At 40.0% G+C, this 12,848-nt stretch carries 8 protein-coding genes; 7 read left to right on the top strand and 1 reads right to left on the bottom strand.

Features of this window, described 5'->3' with window-relative positions:
- Positions 1–87: 87 nt before the first annotated feature.
- Positions 88–1,554, top strand: coding sequence for an NAD(P)/FAD-dependent oxidoreductase (locus tag M3189_RS15605; protein ID WP_251634997.1), 1,467 nt, complete (start codon positions 88–90; stop codon positions 1,552–1,554).
- Between the two features lie 169 nt (positions 1,555–1,723).
- Here the strand turns inward: M3189_RS15605 and M3189_RS15600 are convergent, their stop codons facing one another.
- Positions 1,724–3,088, bottom strand: coding sequence for a TrkH family potassium uptake protein (locus tag M3189_RS15600; RefSeq protein WP_251634996.1), 1,365 nt, complete (start codon positions 3,086–3,088; stop codon positions 1,724–1,726).
- Positions 3,089–3,230: 142 nt separating this feature from the next.
- On the opposite strand from M3189_RS15600, the gene M3189_RS15595 reads away from it, so the two are divergent.
- The 6 genes from M3189_RS15595 to M3189_RS15570 all read left to right on the top strand — a co-directional run bounded on the left by M3189_RS15595 (position 3,231) and on the right by M3189_RS15570 (position 12,786).
- Complete coding sequence (locus M3189_RS15595; protein ID WP_251634995.1) at positions 3,231–7,193, top strand: tetratricopeptide repeat protein; 3,963 nt, start codon at positions 3,231–3,233, stop codon at positions 7,191–7,193.
- A 103-nt stretch (positions 7,194–7,296) separates the two neighbouring features.
- Positions 7,297–8,643, top strand: a complete 1,347-nt coding sequence (locus tag M3189_RS15590; protein ID WP_251635578.1) for an aspartate aminotransferase family protein — start codon at positions 7,297–7,299, stop codon at positions 8,641–8,643.
- Positions 8,644–9,336, top strand: coding sequence for a CoA transferase subunit A (locus M3189_RS15585; protein ID WP_251634994.1), 693 nt, complete (start codon positions 8,644–8,646; stop codon positions 9,334–9,336).
- Positions 9,321–9,986 (top strand): 3-oxoacid CoA-transferase subunit B, encoded by a 666-nt coding sequence (locus M3189_RS15580; protein ID WP_251634993.1) that lies wholly within the window; start codon positions 9,321–9,323, stop codon positions 9,984–9,986. Before M3189_RS15585 ends, M3189_RS15580 begins: the two co-directional genes overlap by 16 nt.
- A 34-nt stretch (positions 9,987–10,020) precedes the next feature.
- Positions 10,021–11,289, top strand: a complete 1,269-nt coding sequence (locus M3189_RS15575) for a peptidase (RefSeq protein ID WP_251634992.1) — start codon at positions 10,021–10,023, stop codon at positions 11,287–11,289.
- A gap of 75 nt (positions 11,290–11,364) precedes the next feature.
- Positions 11,365–12,786 carry an aldehyde dehydrogenase family protein gene (locus M3189_RS15570; protein ID WP_251634991.1) on the top strand — a complete coding sequence of 474 codons (1,422 nt, stop codon included), beginning with the start codon at positions 11,365–11,367 and terminating at the stop codon, positions 12,784–12,786.
- Positions 12,787–12,848 lie beyond the last annotated feature (62 nt).

Here is a 12,848-nt window from a genome sequence, read left to right as displayed (position 1 = left end):
GTTCGCTTTTGATGTTGACGGAAAGAAAAATCTTTGATATATTTACCAAGGGTTAAGTAAATACATACGTCTTGGAGGTTTTGGACAATGGAAAATAGATATGATGTTATAGTAGTGGGTGCAGGTCCAGCGGGGATTTTTACCTGCTATGAACTTACACTAAAAATGCCGAATGCAAAGGTGCTGTTGGTGGATAAAGGGCATGATATTTATCGGAGAAATTGTCCAATTTTAGAAAATAAAATTGAGAAATGTCCTCCAGCTGCGGGCAAGAAAGAGTATGCTGGATGTTTACCGGCATGTTCCATTACGAGCGGTTTTGGTGGTGCAGGTGCATATTCGGATGGAAAGTTTAATATCACAAGTGAATTTGGCGGTTGGATGACGGATTATCTTTCTGATTCTCAAGTTGTCGATTTGATTAAATATGTTGATGAAATTAATCTAAAGCATGGTGCAACAGATAGTATAACCGATCCCCTTACTGATCAGGTTAAAGATATTGAACGACGCGCCTTTGCAGCTGGTTTAAAATTGTTACGTGCTCAAGTTCGCCACTTAGGAACAGAGCAAAACTTAAAAATAATGAAAAGTATCTATGAATACTTAAATGATAAAATTGAAATGTCCTATAAAACAGAAGTTCAGGATTTAATTACTGAAAGGACACCTGATGGATATGTTGTCAAGGGAATCAAGCTGAAAGGTGATAAAGACATTTATGCCGATAAGGTCGTTATTACTCCAGGGCGTGATGGTTCAAAATGGCTCACGGAGATTCTGAAGTCACGTCGCCTGAAAATGACAAGTAATCAGGTAGATATCGGTGTTCGAGTAGAGACGTCTGACATTGTTATGAAAGAAATCAATGACAATTTGTATGAAGGAAAATTTGTTTTCAATACATCTGTTGGAACACGAGTACGGACGTTTTGCAGCAATCCTTCCGGTCATGTGGTTGTTGAAAACCACTCCGGAATCATGCTTGCTAATGGCCATGCCTATAAGGATCCGAAGCTTGGAAGTCCAAATACCAACTTTGCCTTGCTCGTATCTCATACATTTTCCGAGCCTTTTGATAAGCCGAACGAATATGCGCACGAGGTATCACGACTTGCGAACTCCCTTTCAAATGGAGGCCTAATTGTGCAAAAGTATGGAGATATCTTAAAAGGACGTCGTTCAACAGATAGAAGAATAAAAGAAGGATTCATCGAGCCTACCCTTAAAGAGGCGGTTCCAGGGGATCTTGGACTGGTTCTTCCATATAATACACTTAAGAGTTTAATTGAGATGACCGAGGCATTAAATCAAATTACACCAGGATTAGCTTCAGAACACACATTGTTCTACGGTGTTGAAGCGAAATTCTACTCTGCACGTCCAAAGCTTAATGACCGTTTTGAATCAGAAATCAGCGGTTTGTACGTCGGCGGAGATGGCGCAGGAATTACCCGCGGACTTGCTCAAGCAAGTGCATGCGGCGTCTGGATAGCAAGAGATATCATCAAAAAAGCAACAACCGAACGTAAAAAAGAAGCAGTCATGGCCTAAACCCGCTAAAATAGCGGGTTTATTTTTATTTTTGAGCTACAAACAGAAGGGGTAATCTGAGATAAATAGATATATCTGCGTTAAATGATTTATATCTGCGATAACTGGATTATATCTGCGTTGCCCCCAATCACGAAAAAACACAGGAAGATACAATCTCCCTGTGCCCCTAACCTATCGTAACTTTCTCTTTTGGATAATGAATTTTCTCTTGGCTAGTATCTTTGCCTCTTAATATAAGTAAGCAGGTTACAATTCCCAATCGCCCGATAAACATTAATAAGATAATCAAGACTTTCCCAAATGTCGTTAATATTGGCGTTAAGCCCATCGATAATCCATTCGTTCCAAATGCAGATGATACTTCAAACACTACTTGGATCAAGGTTCCTTTCTCCGTAATGGATAGGATTAATATCGAGACTAAACAAAGCATGGCGGCTGTGGAAATCACGATAAAGGATTTAATCACGTCCTCAGTATGTAGCTCTCTTCTAAATACTTTAATGGAACCTTTTCCTCGTGCATAAAAGAAAATCGCTAGTAATACAATCGCAAACGTCGTCGTCCGGATTCCACCGCTGGCGCTGCTCGGTGACCCGCCGATAAACATTAACACGGACATAAAAAGCTGATTACTCGTTGTGAATTCATTCAAATCCATCGTTGCCAATCCTGCACTTTTGGTGGTGACCGAGTTGAACAAGGAATAGAAGAACGTTTCATGCCAAGATTTATCAGTAAAAAAGTGATAACTATCGAGTAAATAAATCATAATGCTACCTGCAATTGTGAGAATAACAAAAGTTGCGGTGGTTAATTTCGTAAATAAAGTGAAATGGTATCTTTTCTTACTTTTTAAACTAAGAAAATATTCATAAATCTCAACAATAACCGGGAAACCAATTGCCCCGATAATCATCAATAAAATGATGATAGTTTGAATAAAGTAGTCATCGTTAAAAGGTATTAATGAAACACCTGTAATATCAAATCCTGCATTTGTCGTAGCACTAATAGAACCGAAAAATCCATGTTTGAAAGCAGGTAAGGGGCTGTCAAAGTATTTCAAGAAGCGGAATCCTAAAATAATCCCGCCGATAATTTCAACAGAAATAATGGTAATAAACACTCTTTTTGCCAGTTGCACTAAACCAGATAAATTCGATTGATTTTGATCGACCATGATCAGTTGGCGTTCCTTTAATCCTACCTTTTTACCAATCATAATCCATAGGAAGGTGCTAAGAGACATTACACCTAATCCACCTAATTGGAGGATAATACACAATAGAAATATTCCAAAGTTGTTAAAGGTATCTTTTATCGAAATGACACTTAGACCTGTTACGCTAACGGCACTTGCAGAAGTAAATAAGGCATCAATAAGACTAAGGGACGTATTTTCACGATGTGCCAATGGTATTTTCAAAAGTAATGTTGAAATGATTAAAGCAGATAAGTAAAAAATAACGATTAGTTGAATCGTTGATAATTCTTTCTTTTTGGAAAATGGCTTTTTCGATATATTCATTTAATCCATCCTTATGTAAATCTAAGTGTAATTCTATATTAACCGCCATCAAAAGTAAAAGATAGTTTTCCTACTAGAATTTTCTGACACTTTTATATATGCTAGTGTTAGTAGGATAAAGGATGCCTGGGGGACTATAGATATGATCACAAAGCTGAAATCCTTATACGACCAGAAAGAATATAATCAAGCTTTAGAAATCATAAATCAAGAGATAGTTCGGTTAAAATCGCTGCGCTACTCTGAATTTAAAAAAGAGCTTAACAGAATAGAGTCTGCCGAGGAATTTCAGGTATTAATTCGGTTGACAGACCATTTTTTGATGTATCAATATAGTTCATTTATTGCTCGTTATGCTTACCGCCGTTTCCATTGCATTTTAACGATTTCTTGGTATTGTGAGGAGCTTCTTGATAATGGAAAGCTGTTAGAAGCAGATGAGCTTATTTCCGTCACAATTGCCGAAAACCAAGAGGAAATTCAGGACTGTGAAGAAATCGAACGGCTTTATTTTTGCAAGATTCGTTGTCTATTAGAAATGAAGCTATTTAAACAAGCAAAAGAGCTGCTGGAAAAAGTGAAGGAATCTTCCCGCCCGGTATATGACAAGATTGGTTACGTATTTATGCAAACTGGGAATAGGGAGAAAGCGGAGAAGTACTTTGAACAAGGCCTTAATGACTCTGAAAAAGGACGAATTTGTTATTTGCTGCTGTCCGATTTAAAAGCATCAAATGGACAAATAGAGGAGGCTTTAACGCTAATCGAACAAGGGGAGAAATTCTATCCGGAAACCCCTGCCTTCCTATTAGAAAAAGTAAGGCGCTACCGTGATCTCGGCAAAATGACCGAAATGCTTGTTTTGATACAGGAACTGAATGAAAGAATACCTGAGCATGCTTATCAGAAATATTTTCGCCAATTAACAAAAACGGCTTATTACCAATTAGGGGAATTTGATCTCTTACGGAACGAAGACAAGGGGGAGAAATCCCTTTTTACCGTAAAAGATAAACAGGGTGAATTAATTAAACTTACTATTAATCCCATAATTCAAAAAAGCAATTTTTGTGTTCCAGCAAGCTTGGAGATGATTCTGACCTATTTTGGAAAAGACATCACCCAGGATGAAATTGCCACTCATATTTTTGATTTTTCTGGTTCGAAGCTGTCGACGACTGTTCAATATCTTGAAGAAAACGGATACGAATGTCGATATTTTATAGGTAAAAAAGAGCTTTATCAAGAATTATTGAAAAAGAATATACCGATATTGTTAAGTGTTGATTTTGAGCATTCTTCCCATGTTCAAGTGATGACAGGTTATGACGGTATGTTTGATTTTTATCATATACAAGAACCTAACCTCTTGGAAACGATGTATTTAGCTGCAGATGATTTGGAAAAAGCAAATATATCAACGAGTTATATGTCCATCGTATGCGTTCCAAAGGAAAGAGCAGATGAACTTTCCTTTTTATCAAAAGAAGAGGATGATTATTTCCGCAGATTGCATGATTTAGGGGAAAAGCTGGAGGAGGATGAAGAAAAGTACAAAGAGACTTTTTTAGAATTCTTAAAGGCTACCATTGATGTCCCTTACTCACCAATCTATGTGGTAAAGCATTTTTCTTTTGAGGAATATAGTGATTTCATTCTTCAATGTGCTGAAAAACTGCTTTTGTCTTATCCAAATAATGACTTTATGAATCTGCATGTGACTCAAGCCTATATGCGTCTCCATATGATGGAGAATTCGAGAGAGCGGCTTACCCATACAGCACGAAAAACCTTCTCTCCGCTCTATCATTTTCTCAAAGGAAGAATTGCCCTTTACTTTGATGAGATGAAGGATGCAATTGGCTACTTTCGGAACTCCTTGCAGCTTGATCCGGACCAATACTACACATGGAGCTATCTTGCTCTCGCCTATCTATATTCAGGTGATATAAAGAAGGCTGAGTATTTTTCCTCTATTAGTATGGAGCTTGCACCGAAGGAAAGATTTGTCACTATCAATCATGCAGCAGTATTAATTGAAAAACAGGAGTACGTCATGGCCCGGGAGATTTATAATCTGCTGATACGTGAAATACCGACGGATGGTCATGTATGGTATGAGCGAGCACGTCTTGACCAGAAGCTAGGGAAGATTAGGAAGGCGTTGCGTGGTTATTTAATGGCGATTAATTTGGAAGACAATGTTCCTTTTGCCATACTTGCAGCTGCCGACCTATATGAGTATGAGTTGAAGGAGCCACGAAAAGCAGAAGAAATATTACAATCAGGCATAAATACTACTGTTTCTGCCCAGCTCTTGGTCCGTCTCGGGGATTTCTATCGTGAACATGAGGAAATTGAAAAGAGTAGGGACTGTTATCAGGAATGTATCGAGTTATTTCCAGATGAAGGTTTTGCTTATATTGGTGTAGCTGAAATTCTTGGCAGTCAGGAAAAGAAGGAAAAGGCAATTGAATTTCTAAAAAACCATGCAGCCAGATTTGATAAGGATAGTGAATACTTGATTAATAGTGGAAGTATGATGGCTGAATGGGGGATGGAAGAAGATAATATTCCGTTAATAGAAGAATCCTTAGCGCAAATAGAGTGTGGAATCAACCATATTCACTCCAATTACAATGAAGCTTTAGAGCTTTATATAAAAATAGCTGGTGAGACACCTTTCATAAACCGAGCGATTGATTTTCTAAAACAAAAGTTTACTAGTAATTCAAGTGTGATCGAGTTCAAATGCTATGAGGGAGCGTTGTTCGAGGAAAAAAAGCAATACTCTCCTGCTTTGGATTGTTATAACACTGCGATACAGGTAAGAGAAGATTCTTTTCCTTATTATCGATTGGGGGAAGTATACTTTAAGCTTGGAATGTATGAGCTTGCGGCGAATGCTTATAAAACAAGCATAAGTATTGACCCTGCCCTTGAGCCTGCCTATTTGCGGCTAGCTGAAATAGCAGCATTCAATGAAAATCACGAGAAGGAAGCTGAATATCTACTCAGTCTGCTGGAATTTGCTCCAGTAAGTGTAAATATTGAATATTTAGTTTCGATTTTAAATGAAGAGAAATTAGGAAACTTACTGTCTACGATTCAATCATTACCGAAAGGGATAAATGAAATATGGAGGCTTGATGCCGAAGCTTACGTACATGGTGCTCTCGGTGAAACGCAGCTTGAACAAGAGAAGGTAAATGCTGCTCTTCAAGTAAATCCAGACTTTTCGGAACTGCTTCATCATCAGGCTAAGATTTTTATCAAAGCAAAAAAGTGGAAGAATGCTCGGTTTATCCTAACATTGCTCTTAAATAATGACCCTGAGAATGTGGAGTACTATCGAACACTCATTATTTATAGTGCTGCTGCAAATAAATGGTCTAGGCTCCCGAATTTCCTGACAAAACTTGAGGGGAAAGAAGAGGTTAAAAGCAAGAGATTTTTATTAGCTGCTGAGGCAGGAAAACAGTTCATTGTAGATAGGAATTGGAGTGGTAAAGAAGATGGGAATGCGTTTGGACGGTTTGTTACGAAACTAAAAAACCATACCAAGCAAATTTACCTTTTTGGTTCCATCATCGAGCTATATGAGATGGCGATAAAACTAGATAAAAATAATTTATCAGCAGTAAGTCATTTTGCTAAACTTTATGAGGATTTTAACCTAGCGGAGGATGCCGTAAAAATTTTACAAAAAGCTCTGAAGAAACACTGGGAAGAACCTCTTGCCTATCAATTAGGAATGAATTATTTGAGTGAAGAAGATTATCTTTCAGCTCTGCCGCTGTTTGAACGTCAATTAAACAGTGACCCAGGGGATTCCCATCTCCGTTATTTGGTTGCATTGTGTCATTGTGAAATGGGAGAAACACGGGTAGCCGAAGACATGATGATGAGGATTATCGAGGAAAACCCTTATGAACATGATGTCTATTTCCGGTTAGGACAACTGTTCAATGAACAGGGCAGACATATAGGGGCGAAGGATATCCTTGAAAAAGGAATGGTATACCACCCATACGACGTTGATATCAGAGAAGAGCTTCAACTGACAAAGCAGCATTTAGAAAAGTCAATAGTTCTCACTAACTAAAACAGATGCGAAGGCGTATCTGTTTTTTTCTATATACAAATATAAGATGAAAGTATTAAAAACCTCGCTCATACAATGAACTAAAAGGGGAAGTGGTGTGGTGGTGGAACGTACGTATTTAATTAAACCATTACTCGATGAATCCTTGCCGATGATTGATTATGGTAAAGGGATTTATTTGTATGATAAAGAAGGAAAAAAATACCTTGATGGGGCATCAGGCGCTGTTACTGCCAACATTGGACATGGGGTTTCTGAAATTATCGAAGCAATGCAGGAACAGGCAAAAAAGGTTTCGTTTGTGTATCGATCGCAATTTACAAGTGAAAGTGCTGAGAAACTGGCGGAGAAAATCGCAGCATTAACACCAGCTGATTTAAATTGGTGCTTCTTTGTTAATAGCGGTTCTGAAGCCGTAGAAACTGCAATGAAAATGGCCATCCAATATTGGCAGGAGAAAGGCATCCAAACGAAAACGAAGGTGCTTTCAAGATGGGTCAGCTACCATGGAATCACGTTAGGTGCGTTATCCTTGTCCGGCCATACTGGCAGGAGAGCACGATTTGTTCCACTTCTCGAGGATTTCCCTGTCATAAATCCCCCTTATTGTTATCGTTGTCCCTATAACCTTGAAGCCCCTTCCTGCGGCTATCTTTGCGCTCAGGAATTAGAACTGGCGATAAAACGGATTGGTGCCAATCATATTGCAGCTTTTATAGCAGAACCTGTCATAGGTGCTGCGGGCGGAGCCATTGCACCACCTAAGGATTATTTTAAAACAATCAAAAAAATCTGCGAAGACCATGATATCCTTTTTATTGCAGACGAAGTGATGACTGGTTTTGGTCGAACAGGGTCGATGCTTGCGATGGAGCAATATGGAGTTATTCCTGATATTGTGGCTTTAGGAAAAGGAATGGGGGCAGGCTACGCCCCGATAGCGGCTGCAGTTGCAAGTGAAAAGGTAATTGAGCCCATTTTAGCGGGGACAAAAGTTGTGATGAGCGGACATACCTTAAGTGCCAACCCGCAATCCTGTGCAGTATCTCTAGCGGTACTAGAATATTTGGAAAAAAATCAGATTGTCAGTGAAGTAGAGTCTAAGGGAGATTACTTGAAAAATATGCTTTTACAATTAAAAAATCAGTATTCCTTTATCGGGGATATTCGTGGTAAAGGTTTAATGCTCGGAATCGAATTTGTCGAGGACGTCACCACGAAATCACCTTTTCAACGGGAGGCACTCGTAACCCAAAGGATGATTTCCCTTGCTAAGGAAAAAGGACTGCTTGTGTATCCGGCAGGTTCAGGTATTGATGGTATCAATGGTGACTCTATTATCATTTCGCCGCCATTAACCATTACCAAAAGTGAAATTGATGTATTGGTTTCACTCCTGCAAGCAACCTTTGATGAATTTAGAGCGCAATTGAAATTGGGTGGTGTTTAAATGGAAAATCCATTTGGGAAAATTACAGCCTTAGAGGATGTATTGAAGCTCTTTTTTAACGGAATGACGTTAATGTTTGGTGGTTTTGGCGGTGTTGGAACCCCACCAACCCTGATTGATGCTATCCTTGAAAAAGGGGTGGAAAAGTTAACTCTAATTGGAAATGATACAGGGTTTCCACACATTGGCATTGGAAAATTAGTAAGTCAGGAAAGGGCAATAAAGGTAATTGCCTCCCATATTGGTTCCAATCCCATTGCTGGAAAACTCATGCATGAAGGAAAGCTAGAGGTGGAGTTTTCACCACAAGGAATTTTAGCAGAAAGGATTCGTGCAGGAGGGGTCGGTCTTCCTGCAATTCTAAGTGATATTGGAATGGATAATGAACTCGTATCGAAAAACAAGCCCCATTTTTTCCTCAATGGAAAGGACTACTTAATTGAAACAGCATTAACCGCAGAAGTATCAATTGTATATGCCAAAAAAGCAGACCCCTATGGAAATTTAATTTATGACAAAAGTGCCCGTAATACAAACCCGCTTGTTGCAATGGCCGGAGACATTACGATTGCAGAGGTAGAGGAGATTGTTCCGCTTGGAAGCCTCAATCCGGATGAAATTATTACCCCTGGAGTGTTCGTCGATCACATTATCCCTTCGAAGGGAGTGAATTGGAAATGGGCTTGGGAGTAGACTTTCGCAACACAATAGCAAGAAGAGCAGCAGAAGAAATCACGAATGGTATGGTTGTTAACCTGGGCATCGGTATCCCGTCCTTAGTTCCTAATCATTTACCAAAGGACATGATGGTGATGTTCCATGCTGAAAATGGGATTACGGGTATGGGACCAAGCCCAGAAAAAGGAATGGAAGATGAGAATTTATGTAATGCCGGTGGTTTCCCGGTTACTTTGAACCAAGGTGGTTCTTATTGTGATAGTGCGATATCCTTTGGAATGATTCGCAGAGGCCGTGTGGATATCACGATTTTGGGATCCCTCCAGGTTAGCCAGCAAGGTGATTTGGCTAACTGGATTGTTCCGGGAAAAAAGGTTCCTGGAATGGGCGGTGCGATGGAATTAGCTCAGAAGGCGAGAAAAGTGATTGTTTTAATGAATCATTGTGACAAAGCAGGAAAACCAAAAATTCTTACATCCTGTACCTTACCACTAACCTCTACAGCTTGCGTGGATATGATTATTACGGAATTAGCTGTTTTCAAGGTGACTCCGGAGGGATTAATACTAACAGAACTGTTTCCCCCTTATGACTTACAAGAGGTTATAAATAAGACAGAGTGTGCGTTCACGACGTGTGATGTAGTCCGAAAGATATCCTATTAATCTCACCCATTCTTAAAAAGAAGGAGTGAAAGTGTTGACTAATCATGAAGAATCCATCAAACAATGGCTGAAGGACAATCGTGCCAGGGGAACGAGATTCTTACAAATACTTGTTCAAGAAAATAGTACTAGAGGAAACGAAAGTAGTGCTCAGGCTGTCATTATTGAAAAATGCCGACAGTTAGGATTGAATCTCGATATCTGGGAAATTGACAGAGATGAACTCATACAACATGAGGCATTCTGCTGTGATCGGCAAAGCTTTGAAGGAAATCCCAATGTAGTTGCCGTGTTAAAAGGGACTGGCGGCGGTAAGTCTATCATTCTAAATGGACATATCGATGTGGTTCCAGTTGGGGATGAGCAGAACTGGGAGCATGATCCGTTTAGCGGCCTTATTGAATGTGGAAAGCTTTATGGACGTGGAAGTACGGATATGAAGGGCGGAACGGCTGCTTTAATTATGGCGATTGAGGCAATCATTTCCACCGGAATTAAGCTTAAAGGGGATATTATTTTTCAAAGTGTAATAGAGGAAGAAAGCGGCGGTGCCGGTACACTGGCTGCGGTTCTACGAGGCTATCGTGCTGACGGTGCCATTATCCCAGAACCAACAGGTATGAAAATTTTTCCAAAGCAGCAGGGCTCCATGTGGTTTAGGGTTACTGTTAAGGGCAGGGCAGCTCATGGCGGAACAAGATATGAAGGAGTCAGTGCCATTGAAAAGGCAGTATTGGTCATCCAAAAGCTGCAGCAGTTAGAAAAAAATCGAAATATTAAAATCACTGATCCGCTTTTTAATAGTATTCCGATACCAATCCCGATTAATATTGGAAAAATAACTAGTGGTGAATGGCCATCATCTGTTCCTGATCTAGCTATAATTGAAGGGAGAATGGGCGTAGCTCCTGAAGAAAGTATTTCTGCAGCTCAAGGGGAAATGGCTGCGGTGTTAAATGAACTCAATGAAAAAGACGAGTGGTTCCAAAAGAACCCACTTGAAATTGAATGGTTTGGAGGGAGATGGCTTCCAGGCAACCTTGAAGTCGATCATCCATTAATGAAGACACTGTCTGAAAGTTTTGTGGAAATCAAGGGGGAACAACCGGTTGTTGAGGCAAGTCCTTGGGGGACGGATGGCGGAATTCTATCAAATGTGGGAAATACACCTGTAGTTGTCTTCGGACCGGGGATAACCGCTACGGCACATGATGCAAATGAACACATCCAGTTGGAAGATCTGTTTGCAGCAAGTAAAATTATTGCTCTAACTCTATTAAAATGGTGTGAAGTCAGTGATTAGATATCCCTCCTTAAAAAGAAGCAGCAAAGTTTGTTACACTAGCATTAGGACATTTTAGTATTTGGAGGGACTGTGATGAAAAAGGATTTGTGGATAGGCGGCGAATATCGTAGTGCTTCTTCCTATATGGAGTTGAAGAACCCATTTAACTTAGAGATTCTTGCTCATGTTGGCATGGCCAATCAGGAGGATGTGCTATCAGCCATTAAGGCAGCAGAAGATGCTAAAGAAATAATGGCAGAAATGCCTGCCTTTGAACGGGCTGAAATCCTTGAGAAAGTAGCACAATATCTAAAGGAAGAGCGAGAAGAATGTGCGAGATTAATAGCCCTTGAGGCTGCAAAACCGTTAAAGGCAGCGAAGTCGGAAGTGGACCGGACGATTATGACCTATACCTTTAGTGCACATGAAGCGAGAAGAATTCATGGTGAAACGGTGCCGATGGACGCTGCACCTGGAGGTGAGGGAAGACTTGCCTTTACGATTCGGGAACCATTAGGCGTCATCGCCGCAATTACCCCGTTTAATTTCCCTATGAATTTAGTTGCTCATAAAGTGGGTCCGGCCATCGCAGCTGGGAATAGTGTAGTTTTAAAACCAGCGAGTCAAACACCTTTATCAGCCTATAAGATAGCGGACTACTTTCATCGTGCAGGCTTACCGGCTGGCGCTTTGAATGTTATCACTGGAAGCGGCAGTAAAATCGGCGATGTATTAATGAAAGACGATTGTATCAAAATGATTACCTTTACAGGAAGTCCTGAGGTAGGGCGCTATATTCGAGAAAACTCAGGATTAAAACGGGTAACCCTGGAATTGGGTTCAAATTCGGCATTAATAGTCGATGATGGGGTTAGATTAGAGAAGGTCATCCCAAGGATTGTGAATGGTGCCTTTGCCTATCAAGGGCAGGTTTGTATTTCGATTCAAAGAATTTATGTCCATGAAAAGGTATTTGAAGCTTTTGTGGAGAAATTTGTTTGTGAAACCCAAAAGTTAAAAACGGGTAATCCCCTTGAGGAAGATAGTGATCTATCAGCCATGATTACACGAGGTGACGTACAGCGAACGAAGGAATGGGTAGATGAAGCGATTAGCAATGGAGCAGAATTAAGGGCAGGAGGAAGCTTCGAAGAAGGGATTTTTCAGCCTACGGTTTTAGTCAATGTCCCTTCAAGCGAAAAGGTTAGTTGTGAAGAGGTATTTGCACCCGTTGTGCATATTAATAGCTTCCGTCATGTTGATGAAGCCATCAATTTCGTAAACGATTCTAAATATGGGTTACAAGCCGGAATTTTTACAAATGACATTCATAAAGCACTTCAAGCTGCTAAAAAGCTACATGTTGGCGGTGTTATGATTAACGAAATCCCCACCTTCCGCGTGGACCAAATGCCATATGGCGGCGTGAAAATGAGCGGAATGGGTCGAGAAGGAATCAAATATGCAGTGGAAGAAATGACTGAACTCAAGCTGATCAGCTTTAAAACAGAGTAGAAGAAAATGTCTGGCTGATTTCCAGTCAGACTTTTTTTCACTTACCTATTTGGGAAGGAGTA

The organism is Neobacillus niacini (genome assembly GCF_023715415.1).
Taxonomy (GTDB): Bacteria; Bacillota; Bacilli; order Bacillales; family Cytobacillaceae; genus Neobacillus; species Neobacillus niacini_C.
Note: the sequence above shows the minus strand (reverse complement) of the source record. Positions and strands in the feature narration are given on the sequence as shown.